14 protein-coding genes are annotated in these 16,010 nt (G+C 31.0%); 6 read left to right on the plus strand and 8 right to left on the minus strand.

The annotated features are described in order from the left end of the window. The first annotated feature begins 5 nt into the window (after positions 1 to 5). Entirely contained in the window at positions 6 to 1,172 is a 1,167-nt protein-coding gene (locus M9Q43_RS08600; RefSeq protein WP_262318524.1) for a proline dehydrogenase family protein, read from the plus strand. 20 nt (positions 1,173 to 1,192) lie between these two features. Here M9Q43_RS08600 and M9Q43_RS08605 read toward each other — a convergent pair whose 3' ends face one another. Then, positions 1,193 to 2,446, minus strand: a complete 1,254-nt coding sequence (locus M9Q43_RS08605) for a DEAD/DEAH box helicase (RefSeq protein ID WP_262318525.1) — start codon at positions 2,444 to 2,446, stop codon at positions 1,193 to 1,195. Positions 2,447 to 2,515: 69 nt separating this feature from the next. Beyond that, positions 2,516 to 3,544, minus strand: coding sequence for a formimidoylglutamase (locus M9Q43_RS08610; RefSeq protein WP_262318526.1), 1,029 nt, complete (start codon positions 3,542 to 3,544; stop codon positions 2,516 to 2,518). Between the two features lie 123 nt (positions 3,545 to 3,667). On the opposite strand from M9Q43_RS08610, the gene M9Q43_RS08615 reads away from it, so the two are divergent. Beyond that, positions 3,668 to 4,546 carry a hypothetical protein gene (locus tag M9Q43_RS08615; RefSeq protein WP_262318527.1) on the plus strand — a complete coding sequence of 293 codons (879 nt, stop codon included), beginning with the start codon at positions 3,668 to 3,670 and terminating at the stop codon, positions 4,544 to 4,546. A gap of 58 nt (positions 4,547 to 4,604) precedes the next feature. Here the strand turns inward: M9Q43_RS08615 and crcB are convergent, their stop codons facing one another. Both crcB and hutI read right to left on the minus strand, forming a co-directional pair. Then, positions 4,605 to 4,982 carry a fluoride efflux transporter CrcB gene (crcB, locus tag M9Q43_RS08620; RefSeq protein WP_262318528.1) on the minus strand — a complete coding sequence of 126 codons (378 nt, stop codon included), beginning with the start codon at positions 4,980 to 4,982 and terminating at the stop codon, positions 4,605 to 4,607. Between the two features lies 1 nt (position 4,983). Continuing rightward, positions 4,984 to 6,219, minus strand: coding sequence for an imidazolonepropionase (hutI, locus tag M9Q43_RS08625; RefSeq protein WP_262318529.1), 1,236 nt, complete (start codon positions 6,217 to 6,219; stop codon positions 4,984 to 4,986). 71 nt (positions 6,220 to 6,290) lie between these two features. On the opposite strand from hutI, the gene corA reads away from it, so the two are divergent. Both corA and M9Q43_RS08635 read left to right on the plus strand, forming a co-directional pair. Then, on the plus strand, positions 6,291 to 7,361 hold the full coding sequence (gene corA / locus M9Q43_RS08630) for a magnesium/cobalt transporter CorA (RefSeq protein WP_262318530.1): 1,071 nt from the start codon (positions 6,291 to 6,293) through the stop codon (positions 7,359 to 7,361). Positions 7,362 to 7,446: 85 nt separating this feature from the next. Continuing rightward, positions 7,447 to 7,617 carry a hypothetical protein gene (locus tag M9Q43_RS08635; RefSeq protein ID WP_200778624.1) on the plus strand — a complete coding sequence of 57 codons (171 nt, stop codon included), beginning with the start codon at positions 7,447 to 7,449 and terminating at the stop codon, positions 7,615 to 7,617. Positions 7,618 to 7,688: 71 nt separating this feature from the next. On the opposite strand, the gene M9Q43_RS08640 is transcribed toward M9Q43_RS08635, so the two are convergent. Further along, on the minus strand, positions 7,689 to 10,142 hold the full coding sequence (locus tag M9Q43_RS08640; protein ID WP_262318531.1) for an outer membrane beta-barrel family protein: 2,454 nt from the start codon (positions 10,140 to 10,142) through the stop codon (positions 7,689 to 7,691). A 74-nt stretch (positions 10,143 to 10,216) separates the two neighbouring features. After that, positions 10,217 to 10,558 (minus strand): arsenate reductase (glutaredoxin), encoded by a 342-nt coding sequence (arsC, locus tag M9Q43_RS08645; RefSeq protein ID WP_262318532.1) that lies wholly within the window; start codon positions 10,556 to 10,558, stop codon positions 10,217 to 10,219. 44 nt (positions 10,559 to 10,602) lie between these two features. Here arsC and M9Q43_RS08650 point away from each other — a divergent pair, with 44 nt between their 5' ends. Together M9Q43_RS08650 and M9Q43_RS08655 are read left to right on the plus strand one after the other, a co-directional pair. Beyond that, complete coding sequence (locus M9Q43_RS08650) at positions 10,603 to 11,568, plus strand: CPBP family intramembrane glutamic endopeptidase (RefSeq protein ID WP_262318533.1); 966 nt, start codon at positions 10,603 to 10,605, stop codon at positions 11,566 to 11,568. A gap of 26 nt (positions 11,569 to 11,594) precedes the next feature. Continuing rightward, a complete protein-coding gene (locus M9Q43_RS08655) occupies positions 11,595 to 12,650 on the plus strand; it encodes an AMP-binding protein (RefSeq protein WP_262318534.1) in 1,056 nt (351 codons plus the stop codon). Here the strand turns inward: M9Q43_RS08655 and M9Q43_RS08660 are convergent. Both M9Q43_RS08660 and M9Q43_RS08665 read right to left on the minus strand, forming a co-directional pair. After that, positions 12,637 to 14,253, minus strand: coding sequence for a M1 family metallopeptidase (locus M9Q43_RS08660; protein ID WP_262318535.1), 1,617 nt, complete (start codon positions 14,251 to 14,253; stop codon positions 12,637 to 12,639). The two genes, M9Q43_RS08655 and M9Q43_RS08660, sit on opposite strands and share 14 nt — an antisense overlap. 51 nt (positions 14,254 to 14,304) lie before the next feature. Continuing rightward, on the minus strand, positions 14,305 to 15,972 hold the full coding sequence (locus tag M9Q43_RS08665; RefSeq protein WP_262318536.1) for an RluA family pseudouridine synthase: 1,668 nt from the start codon (positions 15,970 to 15,972) through the stop codon (positions 14,305 to 14,307). Positions 15,973 to 16,010: the final 38 nt, after the last annotated feature.

Raw genomic sequence — 16,010 nt, forward strand, 5'->3', positions numbered from 1 at the left:
ATATCATGAATAAAATATTTGACAATACACAAGTTGCTTTTTCTTTAAAAAGTGATACCGAACTAGAAAGAGCTTACTTTCTTTTTAAATTAATTGCAAGTCAACCACTTGTAAAAATTGGAACTGCCGTTACTAATTTCGCACTAAAAGCCCATTTACCTGTTGAAGGATTAATTCGTTCAACTGTTTTTGATCATTTTTGTGGTGGTGTAAATGAGGTTGATTGCTTAAAAGTAGTTGATAATATGTTTACCAAAGGAGTTTCATCAGTTTTGGATTATTCTGTGGAAGGTAAAGAAGAAGAAGCTCAATTTGATGCAGCTTTAGAAATGACTTTAAAAACGATTGAATTTGCTAGAGAACGTGAAGCAATCCCGTTTGCGGTTTTTAAGCCAACTGGTTTTGGTCGTTTAGATTTATATGAAAAAGTAGGAGAGAAGACAGTTTTAACAGAAGCTGAACAACAAGAATGGAATCGAGTAATTTCACGTTTTGATTTAGCTTGTAAAACAGCACATGAAAAAGACGTTTTGTTATTAATTGATGCGGAAGAAAATTGGATGCAAGATGCTGCAGATGCTATTGTTGCTGACATGATGCGTAAATATAACAAACAAAAAGCCATTGTTTTCAATACGTTACAAATGTATCGTTGGGATAGATTAGACTATTTGAAAAGTTTGCACGATCAAGCAAAATCAGAAGGTTTTTACATTGGAATGAAATTAGTTCGTGGTGCTTATATGGAAAAAGAGAATGATAGAGCGGCAGAACGTGGTTTAAAATCTCCAATTTGTGTTTCTAAAGAAGCTACAGATATTAATTATGATGCAGCGGTTTTATACATGATTGAAAACATTGATAAAATGGCAATTTTTGCAGGAACCCATAACGAAGAAAGTTCTTATAAGTTAATGCAATTAATGGCTGAAAAAGGAATTGCGAAAAATGATAAACGCATCTTCTTTGGTCAATTATTAGGAATGAGTGATAACATCAGTTTTAATTTAGCTGAAAACGGTTACAATGTAGCTAAATATTTACCATTTGGTCCTGTAAGAGATGTTATGCCTTACTTAATAAGAAGAGCAGAAGAAAATACTTCAGTTGCTGGACAAACCAGTAGAGAGTTAACGTTGATTAAGAAAGAGAAGGAAAGAAGAAAGTTATAAATTAAAACAAAAAACGTTGGTTAATACCAACGTTTTTTGTTTTTCTTAGAAGCTTCCGATTTTCTTGAGTTTGAATTCGGATTCATTTTGTTTTTATTTCTTAAATCAGGCTTTGCATCTGGATTTATTTCTTCATCACGCCAAGTGTATTGATGGTCTGTTACCACTTTAACTTTCATGCGAATTAATTTCTCAATATCTAACCAATATGCTTTTTCATCTTTTCCACAAAAAGAAATCGCTAAACCTGAATTTCCTGCACGACCTGTTCGTCCAATTCTGTGTACATAGGTTTCAGAAATATTTGGAATATCAAAATTAATTACAAACGGAAGTTGCTCAATATCAATTCCTCTGGCAGCAATATCTGTAGCTACTAAAATATCAATTTCTTTATTTTTGAATTGTTCCAGAACTCGCTGACGCGCATTTTGCGATTTATCACCATGAATGGCTTCTGCTTTAATGTGTGCTTTTTTCAACACTTTAACAATATTGTCAGCACCATGTTTGGTTCTTGTAAAAACTAAAGCATTACTCAAACTTTCTTCAATAATTAATTGTTTTAATAACAATCTTTTATCGTCTTTATTTACAAAATATACTTTTTGAGATACATTTTCAGCTGTAGATGAAATTGGTGTTACCGAAATATATTTTGGTTTAGTTAAAAAAGTATCGGCTAATTCTCTAATTGCTAATGGCATCGTTGCCGAAAAAAGCAAGGTTTGTCTGTTATCGGGTGTTAATTTGATGATTTTTTTTACATCATTAATAAAGCCCATGTCTAACATTTGATCGGCTTCGTCTAAAACCAAATGGTGCATATGATTTAAATCGATAAACCCTTGTTTATGAAGGTCTAAAAGTCTTCCAGGCGTTGCTATTAAAACATCAATACCGCTTTTTAATTCATTTACTTGCGACATTTGATTTACACCACCAAAAATAACTAACGATTTAACATTAGTATATTTTCCGTAGGTTTTAAAACTTTCGTCAATTTGGATAGCTAATTCACGAGTTGGCGTAACCACAAGTGTTCTAATGTGCTTTGCTTTTTTTGCAGAACCAACTATGCGGTGAATTAAATTTAAAATAGGAATGGCAAACGCACCTGTTTTTCCAGTTCCTGTTTGAGCACAAGCCACTAAATCTTGTCCTAATAAAATTTCAGGAATGGCTTGTTCTTGGATAGGAGTAGGATTAGTGTATCCTTCTTCTTCCAATGCTTGTTGTATGTTGTTGTATAATTTTAAATCGTTAAATGTCATATAATATTATTAGTCCTATTGAACTTTCAATAAGAGTACAAAGGTAGTGTTTTAATTTTTGATGTAGAATTAAGCTTTTGCTTTCATAAAATCAGTAATCATTGAAGCAATTAATTTTCCTGTTAAATGATTATTTTTTGAATCATCAAGTTCAGGAGCACCTTCACAAATATGTAAATAAGAAGCGTTTTGATGTTTGCCAAAGTAGTATAAATAATGACGAGCTTTATCTACACTAAAACCACTCAATGTCATAGCACTTGAAGGAATGTTTGGAATAGCGTCTAAATCAAGTTCAATACCAAAAGGTTCATTTTTAATGAATTCTAATGCATTTTCAAGTTCGGTTTCAAAGTTTTTTTCGCGTTTTACTTCAATTTCTTCATAGGTAACAAATTTTACTCTTGAAGTTAATTCTTTCAATGTATTGAAAACACTTTTTGAAACAAAATTTTCATGCAAACCAAAAACGAAATATTTCTTTAAAAAACCATCTTCATAGGCGTAGCTAAATCCATTTCCTGAATGTCTTCCTTCTAAAATCCTAAAATCGGTATGGGCGTCAAAGTTAATTGCATTTACAGGTTTTCCTTTAGCAAGAGCTAATCCTTTTATGTTTCCATAAGCGTTATTGTGTCCACCACCAATAATAATTGGAATTTTTCCTGCTTTTACAATTTGGTGTACAACATGAGAAACTTCAGCATCAATTTTTTCAACTAATTTAAAAAGCTCTTTACGTTCTTCTTTAATTTTTGAATCTAACGATTGTGCCGCTTCAATTTCAGAAGTTATATCTAAGTGTCCTAAAACCAAAAGATTACTTCCTTTACAAAACTTATTATGTTGAATGTTTACTAAACTATTTAATGCACTTTGGTAGGCTGTAGCTGTTCCTGGTCTTCCTAAATTAGCTCTAACGCCAATGTCTTCTGTAATCCCAAAAAGCACAAATTTTGCTTCACAAGAAGCCATAAATTCTAAAATATTAGTATCTTTAGGAACAGTAATTATTTTTTCTCCAAACTTTATTTCACCACTTCTGTGATGTGTAATTTTTGCTAATTCATTTTGATTAAGCAAGATAATATTTTCCATAAAATGTTTTAAAAAGCCTTTCAAATGTACTATTTTAAAATAAATTTCGTTATATAAATACCAAAAATACTTTTTTTAGTCGTACTTTTGGTGAACAATTTAACCTACGAACAAACAATTACAATGGAAAACAAATCAAACAATTCAGGACTTAAAGCAGCGATAGTTGTTTTAGCTTTATTACTTTTAGGGAGCATTGGCTATATTTACAAGTTAACAACCGACAACAAAGAGACGGTTAACACCCTTACAACTGAAAAAGAAACATTAGCAGAAGAATTAAAAGCAAAAATTGCTGAGTATGATGTAATGATTGCCGATAATACTGCTTTAAAAGATGAGCTCCAAGCTGAACAAGCAAAAATGGTAGAACTTTTAGAACAAGTTGAAAAATCCAAGGGAGATGTGGCTGCAATGGCTAAATACAAAGCTTCTTATCTTAAATTAAAAGGTGAGATGGATAATTTAGTTGCTGAAAACAAACTTTTAAAAGAAGAAAATGTAACGTTGACTTCAAGTTTGGATAGTACAAAAGTGGTTTTAGATGATGCAAAAAAGTTTAATGACACTTTATTAGTTCAAAACGAAGGATTAACTAAAACCGTTGAAAAAGGTTCTAAATTGGCTGTTTTAAACTTAAAAGTTTTAGCAGTTAAAGAAAGAAGTTCAGGAAAACAAATTGAAACAGATAAAGCAGGAAGAGCAGATAAATTAAAAGTAAGCTTTTTAATTGCTGAAAATCAAATTGCTAAAACAGGAAACAGAGAATATTATGTTCAAATAATTGACAGTAAAAATAATATTTTAGGTGAAAAGAAAACAATTCCAGCAGGTGATAAAACTTTAACGTATAGTTTTATTACAACTGTAAAATACGAAAACAAAACAGTTCAAGTAAATGAAGAAGTTGCGGGTAAAGATTTTGCTGCAGGAACTTACTTTGTAAATGTATTTGATAAAAATTCTGAATTAGTATCAAAAACAAGTTTTAATTTGAGATAATATCCCCTAAATTTTCTCAATAGAAAATCCCGATAGAATTAATTTATCGGGATTTTTTTTATAAAAATTTTGAAAGATAATTACCAATTCCAACTGCGGTTATGGTTAAAATTATCGAAGTAATAATATATAAGTAAGCCATTACTTGTTGATTATTTTGAAATAAATTATAATTTTCAATTGCAAAACTTGAAAAAGTTGTAAATCCACCACAAAAGCCAACAATCAATAAAAATTTTAACGGATGATTTTCAGGAAAATATTTTGAGATATATCCAATAAATAATCCAATTAATAAACTTCCAAAAACATTCACCAATAAAGTGCTTATTGGAAATGAACTTTGAAAATATTTTGTGGTTATCCAATGCGTCAAATAGCGAAAAACACTCCCAACTGCACCGCCAATCCCAACAAATAAAATTGTTTTTAGCATATTAAATAAATTTTCCTTCAATCATTATTTTATCAATCAAATTTGTACCAAATGCATAAGGTAGTTGGTAAAAACTCATTATTGGTTTTGTAATAATAAGATTTGCTTTTTTACCTTTTGTGATACTTCCGTGAGTTTCTGAAATTCCCATAGCATAAGCTCCGTTGATAGTTGCAGCGTTGATAACTTCTTCAGGTGTCATTTTCATTTTGATACAAGCGGTTGCTACTACAAAATTCATATTTCCAGATGGCGTGGTGCCAGGATTGTAATCTGTAGCCAAAGCTAATGGCAAACCTGCATTCATCATTTTACGAGCTGGCGTGTAGGGAATACTAATAAAATAAGAACAACTTGGCAAAGCAACTGGCATTGTTTTACTGTTTTTCAACACTTCAATATCTTCATCGGTTACAATTTCTAAATGATCAACTGATAAAGCTCCATTTTCTACACAAGCTTTGATTCCTTCAATTGCTGTAAATTGGTTGACATGAATTTTTGCTTCGAGACCATATTTTCTTCCAGCTTCCATGATTTTTATTGTTTCGTCTACCGAAAAATAACCTGTTTCTAAGAAAGCATCAATATAATCAGCTAAATTTTCGGAAGCAATTTTAGGTAACATTTCATTGATAATCAAATCGATATAAGCCGAATGATTTTCTTTGTATTCAAGAGGAAAAGCATGTGCACCAAGAAATGTAGCTTTTATCGCAATTGGATAATTTTCTTTTAAACGTTTAATAACTCGAAGCATTTTCAATTCGCCTTCAACCGTTAATCCATAACCAGATTTGATTTCTACCGCACCAGTTCCTTGTTGCATAACTTCTTCTAAACGCAATTTTGATTGCTCGTAAATATCGTCTTCTGAAGTTTCGTTTAGGTTTTTAGCCGAATTCAATATTCCGCCACCACGATTGGCAATTTCTTCGTACGACAAACCATTAATTCTATCTACAAATTCTTGAATTCTATTTCCTGCGTAAACTATGTGAGTGTGACTATCTACCCATGTTGGTAAAACCACTTTACCAGTAAAATCAATAATTTCAGCATTTGGAATAGTCGGACAATTTTCCATAGGACCAAAATCGGAAATTAAATTATCATTAACTAGGAGAAAAGCATTGTCAATTTTAGGCAAAATAGCCATATCTGAACCAGAAATTTTGTCAATGTGATTTTCTCTAACTTGTAAAAGTTCTTTTATATTGATGAATAATGTTTGCATTAAAAATAAATTTGAGTAAAAATACTTCTCATTTTTAAAAACTCCTATCTTTATGTCAAAATTTATTTGTTTTGAGAAAAATTAAATATAAAAAAGGAAGAAAAGTTCATCCAAGTACATTGGAATATACTGGTAGTCATAAAGATACGCCAACAGAAATTCAGTTATTCGTTTATAATGCTGATGATGTTACCGAAATACAGCAACTTCATGTAGATGAAATTCAAGATACTATTGATACTTCCAAGGTTAATTGGCTTAACATTCATGGATTGAACGAACCTGAAATTATTGCAAAAATTGGTGAAAAATTTGAAGCTGATAGCTTTATAATTGGAGATATTTTGAATACTACTAAGCGAACAAAACTAGAAGAATATCACAATATTCTATTTTTTAATGTGAAATCGCTTTTGCCAATTGAAAATTCAGATAATATTAATTACGAACAAATTAGTTTTATTTTGAAAGACAATGTTTTGTTGTCGTTTCAAGAAAAAAGAAGTGATTTTTTTACTCATATTCGCGAACGAATTAGAACCAATTCGGGAGTGGTTAGAACCAAAAGAGCTGACTTTTTGTTGTATTTATTGTTAGATGCAATTATTGAAAATTTTTACATTACAATCGAAAGTGAAGAAGATAGAGTAGACGAAATTATAAATCTTTCAAAATCCAGCACAAAGCCGGAAGTTTTAGAATTGATTGAAAAACATCGGGATAATTTTAATTTCTTGAAACGCTCTATTATTCCTTTGCGTGATTCGTTATATTCGATTAAGAGCATGAAAGATGACGATGTGTTTAATGATATTCAGGCCGAAAATTATTCTTTTTTTTCAAGATTACATCAAAAATGTTTGGAACTTTTAGAACAAATTGAATCCGATTTAATTACGTTAGAAAGTGCATCGAGTTACTTTTTTTCGGCTCAAAATCATAAAATGAATGAGGTAATGAAATCATTGACAGTGGTTTCTATGTTTTTCTTGCCTTTAACGTTCATTGTAGGTGTTTATGGTATGAACTTTAAGTATTTTCCTGAGTTAGAGTGGGATAATGGTTATTTCATCATTTGGGGTGTTATGATATTAGTGGTTTTGTTCATGTTTGTTTATTTTAAAATGAAAAAGTGGTTTTAAAAGCTGTAAAATAATTAACGTTTATATTGTTCAAAATAAATATTCCACTTATCTTTGACAAGAATTCATAAATTCCGGAAAAATCATGTTTGAATTTCAACAGTACCTAGGTTTTTTACTTTTCTTAACCATTTTAACTATTGGTTTTTGGTTGATGATATTCTTAGTAGGATTTGTTCACTATTGGTTGGGCGGTGCTATCATGGAGTTGATTAAAGAGAAAAGAGCTAAAAGACAAGCTGAACTAGAAAATTAATTTTTTAGTTTTTAAAAATAAAAAGTCCCGAATTATCGGGACTTTTTTTTATTGCTTTTGTTGAGTAAAAATTAAGGTCTACCCATAAAATCACCATCACCACCATTGTCTTCACGTTTTGGTTGTCTGTCTCTTTCGTTTTTCTGTTTGTTAAAACGATACGTAAACGATAACATAATTTGACGTTCTCTCCATTGCATTTCGCTATATGAACTTACTACATTAGGAATCTCAGTTTCCATAATTCTTTTTCTTGAATTAAAAACATCACTAACATTTAATGCAATTGTTCCTTTGTCTTTTAAAATATCTTTACTAAAAGCTAGGTTCATTGAAGCTACACCTAAGGATTTTCCTTGTGCGTTTGATTGAGGTGCATTGTAAGTTCCGTTTGTTTGCCAATCAATTTTGTATGGTAATGTAACTTTAGAGCTAATTCTAGTAAACCAAGTTAAAGCTACATTGTCAAAATTTTGGGTAATTGTATTTCCTAAGTAATCAACATATGAATAATCTCCTTGTGTTTCATTTCTAAATGCATTGAAATTTCCATTCAATCTCCACCATTTGTATGGTGAGTAATTTACGTTAAATTCAAAACCTGCTCTGTATTCTTTTGCTAAGTTAATTGGCGTACTCAAAATTACCGGAACACCATCAACAAATAAACCAGATTCTTTTCTAATGAACTGGAATGAATCATTGGTAACATTAATATATGCAGAGGTGTTAAAGGTTACCTTGCTCCATTTTTTCAAATAACCTAAATCAATAGCATCTGTTAATGATGGATCAATATCTGGATTTCCTTGAAAAACATTGATATTACTTGATAATGAAGAAACTGGATTTAAGAAACGACCTCTTGGACGATTAATTCTTTTGCTGTAGCTTAAACTTAATGAACTACTTTCAGAGAATTCGTAGTTTAAGGTTGCAGAAGGGAATAAATTATTGTATTTTTTAGTGTTATAATCATTTAATGACAATGAATTTACTTCTATATGACTGTCTTCAAAACGTAATCCAAAGAAATAAGAAAACTTATTAATTTTTGAACCATATTGTGTGTAAAGTGCATTTACATTTTCTACATATTCTAATTTATTTGAAAAATCGGAATTATCTGGAGTTACTATAAAATCGGTTAAATTGTTTTGGAAACTACCTCTATAACCAGCTTCAAATCTTCCATTCTTCCCAATTGGTAATACATAATCTAATTGGAATAAGTTACGTTGTTGGTCATTTTTATTCGTAGTACCTTCTGTAGTTAGAGTAGAAGTATCTCCTAAAATTTGGTCATAAATTGTAGCATCTTCATTTTCTCTATTTTGAGAAATTGCAACATCTACAGTTAATTTGTGATCTTCTTTTTTGAAGTTTTTAGTAAAATTAGTTGAATATTCTATACTAAATTCATCACTGGTTTGATCATTTAAACGATTTCTAACAAATGTTGGGTTAAATGCTGCATCGTAATTATAGAAATATACATCATCTGGATTTTCACCTTTGTTTTTTCGAAAAGTAACTGCATTTGTCCATGTTGCCGATTTTGTAATATTCAAATCAGCACCAAAATTAACATTAAAACCTTTGCTTAATCTATCGTTTGTTCTTCTTTCATTGATAAATCGACTTGTTGAACCATCTGAATTGAAATATTCGGCATCCACCTTTGTGTTCCCAGGATTGGTTCTGTAGTTATATCCAATGTTTGAAAACAAATTAAAATTATCTGTTTTCTTGTTTAAATTTGCACTTACACCATAAGTTTCTGGATCACCAGCATTTACCATAATTGAACCGTTTAAACCATTGGCTTTCCCTTTTCTGATTACAATATTGATGATTCCACCACCACCTTCAGCATCATAACGTGCTGACGGATTGGTAATTACTTCTACTTTTTCAACAGCATCTGCAGGTAATAATTTTAAAGCATCAGCAATATTAATTCCTGCTAAACCCGATGGCTTTCCATCGATTAATATTTTTACATTCTCATTACCACGCAAAGCAACAGTCCCTTCAGCATCCACTGTTACTGATGGTACATTATCTAAAACATCACTAACCGTTCCGCCTTTGACCATCATGTCTTTACCGACGTTGTAAACGCGTTTGTCTAATTTTATTTCTACTGTAGATTTCTCAGCAATTACAACCACATCATCAAGTTGTGCAGCATCGGCTTCCATTGAAATTATACCTAAATCTGTATTTGAAGTAAACTCTTTTTGAGGAATATTTACATTTTTGAAAGAAATAAATTCGGCTCTTGCATTGTAACTACCGGCATTAATTTCAAATTTAAAATTACCATTTTCATCAGTAATTCCTCCTGATAATTGCTTGCTTTTTGCATTTTCAAAAATCACTGTTGCATATTCTAAAGGCTGGTTGCTTCCTTTTTCAATGACTTTACCAGAAATGGTGATTTTTTTTGATTCAGGTCTTTGTGCTAATACTATTGTACTTATAAATAAACTAAGTACCAATAAAAGGTTTTTCTTGTTCATAAAGGGTTTTTCTACTAAGACTGCAAAAATAGTCTTAGGTTTAAGCTTACTTTCCTAAATGTTTGTTAAAACTGCTATAGTAATTCGTTAATCTTTTCTTTTGGGCGTGCAATAATTGCTTTATTTCCAATTACAACAATTGGGCGTTCAATTAATTTTGGGTGTAATAATAAAGCATCAATAATTTCTTCATCTGTAAGTTGTTTGCCTTTGTAGTTTTCAATCCAAATGGTTTCTTTGGTTCTAACCAATTCTAAAGGTTTGATATTTAGTTTTTTGATAACTTCTTTCAGCTCATTTTTTGTAAAAGGTTCGTCTAAATATTTTTTGATTGTGAACGATTTATTCAAATTTTCAATTTCGCACAAACCTTCTCTCGATTTGGTGCATCTTGGATTGTGGTAAATGGTAATCATTTCGTATTTTTGTTTAGAATTACACAAAAGTAATCGTTTCTACTATGTTTATAGCACAAGGTTTTAAAAAAGATAGTGAGTTTTGGAAATATTTGTTAGGTTCTCTTATTGTCTTTATTGCTTCAATAATGGGACAAGTTCCTTTATTGTTGGCTATTTTAGTTAAAAGTTTTACTTCGAAGAAAATGCCATCTGCGGAAAGTGATATATATAAACTATTTGAACCAAATTTACTTTTGTTTTTAATACTGATTTCGTTTGTTTTTGCGCTAGTTGGTTTATACTTTGTTGTTAGGAAATTACATAATCAATCGTTTATTTCTGTTGTTACTTCGAGAAATAAAATAGATTGGAAACGCGTGTTTTTTGCATTTGGTATATGGGCTTTGTTTTCATCTTCAATGATAGTTACATCTTATTTTGTTGATCCTTCCGAAATAAAGTTACAGTTTAATTTGATTCCGTTTTTGATTTTAGCAGTAATCACTTTGGTTTTGATGCCCATTCAAACCAGTACTGAAGAGTTGGTTTTTAGAGGTTACTTGATGCAAGGTTTTTTTAATTTAGCAAGAAATAAATGGTTTCCGTTAGTAATGACTTCTGTGATTTTTGGAACGATGCATATTTTTAATCCCGAAGTGCAAAAAATGGGGTATCTAATTTTGGTATATTATATTGGAACTGGACTCTTTTTAGGAATTATTACTCTTATGGATGAAGGAACCGAATTAGCATTAGGCTTTCATGCAGCAAATAACATGATGGCAGCTTTGTTGATTACTTCCGATTTTACAGTTTTTCAAACGCATTCTGTGTTTAAAGATTTATCTGAACCATCGTTGGATTATGAAGCGTTTTTACCTGTGTTTGTAATCTATCCTCTATTGATTTTCTTGTTTTCAAAAGTTTATAAATGGAAGAATTGGAATGAAAAACTTATTGGAAATCATAAAAATTTACAGTTTCAAGAACTGGAACAAATTCAAGTTCAAAATCAAGAAAAAGAATAAAATTATACCACTTTTAACAATAGAAAATGATGCCAAACTATAAAAATATTCATAATAGATTTAAAATTAATGGTTTTCATTTAGACAAAGAAGCATTGTTTCAGTTAGCCTATAGCTATATTAAAGAAGGCGTTCAATTTGAAAAAGAATTTGGTGAATTTTTATTGGATTGGATTGATAATAAAGATACAATTGAACTGATGACTTCGGGTACCACTGGAATCCCAAAACTAATTACTTTACAAAAACAAGCAATGGTTAATTCGGCAATTGCCACAGCTGATTTTTTTAATTTGCGTCCTGGTGATAAAGTACTACATTGTTTGCCAACAAGATATATTGCAGGAAAGATGATGTTTGTACGATCAATTATTGTTGGTTTAGAAATGGATTTAATTGCTCCAACATCGCATTTAGATGATTTATTACCTTCAAAAAAATATGATTTTGTAGCTTTAGTTCCTATACAAGCGCAAGCGGGTTTAGATAAATTGAATCAGTTTAAGAAAATCATTATTGGTGGTGCCAAATTAACAGACACATTAGCGCATCAATTAAAAAGTTGCAATGCTGAAATTTATGAAACGTATGGTATGACAGAAACCATTACGCATATTGCCGCAAAAAGAATAGGAACTGAGTATTTTGAAACTTTACCAAATGTTTCTATTTCTAAAGATGATAGGAGTTGTTTGGTTATTCACGCGCCAAATATTGTTGCCTCAACAATTGTTACTAATGACTTAGTAGAAATTTGTAGTGAACACAAATTCAAATGGTTAGGACGTTTTGATAACGTAATTAATAGTGGCGGAATTAAGTATTTTCCTGAACAAATAGAAGCTAAATTGGCTTTAAAAATTAATCAACGTTTTTTTATCGCAGGATTACCAGATGATAATTTAGGGCAAAAGATTGCCTTATTTATTGAAGGTGAAGAATTTCCTTTGGAAGCTAATATTTTCAATGAATTAGAAAAATTTGAGCGCCCAAAAGAAATTCATTTTATACTTCATTTCATCGAAACGAATAATAAATTAAAACGTTTTGAAATGGTTGAAAATCAAATTAATTCGCTTTAATGTAGAATTGATCCGTTAGTACTTTCAAATCTTCAAAGCTTGCGATAACTTCACCTGCTTTTTTCCATTCGTTAGTAGCATTTAATCTTACTTTTTTGTCACCAATCATAATATCAACAGGCATTTCAAAATTTGGTTCTTCTGTTTTCCAACGGTATTGAAATCTGTTTTTGTAACCCTTAATTTCTAATTGAGGAATGCTTTTATAATTCAAATATTGATTAAAAATTGGTGTCAAGTTTCTGCCAGTTTCAGCATTAAAAAATGCAATAACTGTTGGTGTATCAATAATTTGTTTTTTATACGTTTCAGAATATTTCAACAATATTGCCCACCATTTTGTATCGTTATTTACTACGTGGCGCAATGTGTTTAACAGTAATGAACCTTTGTAATACATATCACCAGAACCTTCTCTGTTTACACCAAACTGACCAATAATAGGTTTGTCGTTTCTAACGTTTTTTGATTGCCCATTGATGTATTTCATAGCGGCATCATACCCTTGAGTACATTCTACAAAAACGGTTTCGGTATAGGTTGTAAAACCTTCGTGGATCCACATATCAGCAATATCTTTACTAGTGATACTGTTTCCAAACCATTCATGACCTGTTTCGTGAATGGTAATGTAATCAAATTTCATCCCAACACCTGTTCCTGACATATCAAAGCCCATGTAGCCTTTTTTATACTTGTTTCCATAAGCAACAGCACTTTGGTGTTCCATTCCTAAATATGGTGTTTCTACTAATTTATAGCCGTCTTCCCAAAAAGGATATTTTCCAAATTTAGATTGAAAGCAATCCAACATTGGTTTTACATCGTCTTCAAAATGCTTTCTAGCTTTTTCCTCATTTTCACGTAATACATAATAATCTAAATCTAAACCGTTGTGATTGTCATGAATGTGCACATAATCACCAATATTTAAGGTAATATTATAGGTGTTAATTGGGTTTTTTACTTCCCAATCCCAACGTGTGAAATTGTTTGCTAATTTCTCCGAACCTAAAAAACGTCCGTTTGAAACATTCATTAATCCATCAGGAACTGCAACTTTTACAGAAGCTCCATTGTCAGGTTCATCGGTTTGTGTGTCTTTTACTGGATACCATAAACTTGCACCAGTTCCTTGCACCGCAACTCCAATCCAAGGTTGTTTTTTTGTATCGGTAGAAAACACAAATCCTCCATCCCATGGAGCGTTTTTAGCAACTTTGGGGTTTCCTTGATAATATATTTTAATATTTTGTGTACTTCCTTTTGGTAATTCTGAAGGGAATTTCACAAAAACAGCATCAAATTCTCGCTTGTACGTGAGTTTTTTTGTATTCCAAACAATAGAATCAATCTGCATGTTTTCAAATAAATCAATTTGAATTTTAGATGTATTGTCTACAACTTTAAAAATAATTTCGTTGTTTCCTTCTATTTTTTTAGTTCTCGGTAATACTTGAATATCAAGATTGTAACGCTGTACATCAAAACAAGTTCTTTCAAAGCGTAATCCACCTTGCAAGGTATCTCTACGAGTAGTTTCTTGAGCTGAAATTTGTTGAAATCCTAAGCCAACAAAGGCTAACAAAAGTAGTTTTTTCATATTGTAATAGTTCTATTGTAAATATAAGTAGATAGAATTAGAAAAATGTTACTAAAATTCCGATTCTTTTTGAATTGTGAGTTCCTCTCTTGAAATTGGATGTATAAAAGTCAAACTTTCCGCATGTAAATGCAAACGATTGGCTTTTTTTCCATACAAATCATCACCTACAATTGGAGTTTTTAAACCCAATTCATGTGAAGCATGTACTCGTAATTGATGCGTTCTTCCCGTAATAGGATAGAAGTAAACCAGAGTTTGGTTATTTCTAACTTGAATTTTTTCCCATTTAGTTTGCGCTGGTTTTCCGTGTTCGTAACAAACTAATTGTCTTGGTCTATCGTCCAAATCTACGCGAAGCGGTAAATCGATAAAACCTTGCTCTTCAGTTAAAATTCCATCTAATAAAGCAACATAGCGCTTTTTAATAGTTCGTTTGATGAACTGACTTTGTAATTTTATATAGGTTTCTTCGTCTTTTGCAATTAACATCAAACCCGAGGTCGACATGTCTAAACGATGCACAATGAGAGGACCTGTTGCATTTGGATATAAATCTTTTATTCTTTGATAAACAGAATCAGATATAATTTTTCCAGGTACAGATAGAAATTCAGCGGGTTTGTTAATCACGGCTAAAACTTCATCTTCGTAAATAATCTCAATATTTTTTCCTTCCGCTGGATTTTCTTGAAATGGATTTGCTTCCATATCCAAACCATTTAGCATGTGTGACATTAATATTGGTTCGCACTTGCTTTTACAAGCTGGATAAAATTGTTTGTGCTTACGAATTTCCGATTTTGGCGATTGTCCCCACCAAAATTCAGCCATAGCAATGGGTTTTAAATTATGTTCGAAAGCGTAATGTAATAATTTTGGAGCAGCACATTCTCCAGCTCCAGCAGGTGGATTATTGTTGAAGATTTCTCCAATGCTTTTTCGTTCGCCAAATTGGTTTAAAAACGAATATTCAGCAAATAATTTTTGTTGCAAAGCACCCGATTTTTGTCGGCGCTCTTCTTTTAGTTGATTGATTTTATCTAAAAATAAATTGACTTCTTTTTGTGCCTTTTCGATTTGAAAATTCCAATATTTCGTCATTTTTTTGAGTAAAATGCTTTCTTTTTTACTTTCTTCCGAAAGTTCGAATTCTAATTGTTCGATTTCAGATGAAGATAAATTGGTGAATGAAATTCGTTTTTCATCACGTTCCAACTTTAATCTTTTGATTTTATCTTTCTGATTTTGAATATCGGTTAAAGCTTCAATTTTCGTAACGTCTAATTGATTTTTCTTATTATAAAGTTCGTCTGAATTTTCTAAAATTTCGATTTTACGATTGATTGCATTTAAAACTTCTTCTTCTTTTCGGAAAAAACCATTTTCTTGCAACATATCAAAAATCGTCGGGACAAAATAGGGAAGATGATTAACACCCGCCAATTTCCCAGAAAAAGCCCATAAATAGCCAATTTCATTTTCTTGATTCTGACAAACTAAAACGCCAAACATTTTTCCAATTACTAAACCTTCTTGATTTTCTTTCAATCCGAAATTATGTTCAAAATCAGATTGTGTTTCTAAATACGATTGCAATTCAGTTGCAGCAATCATGCTTAGTTCATGAGGTTCGTAATAAAAAGGGAACGTGAATTTTTCAGGTAAAGAAATACCTGAAATATTGGTTTTGAAAGATTGGAAAAATTTTTTTTTCATAAAAAAGCCACGAATGCACAAATATAAACATTCGTGTA

Source organism: Flavobacterium odoriferum (genome assembly GCF_025499515.1).
Taxonomy (GTDB): Bacteria; Bacteroidota; Bacteroidia; order Flavobacteriales; family Flavobacteriaceae; genus Flavobacterium; species Flavobacterium odoriferum.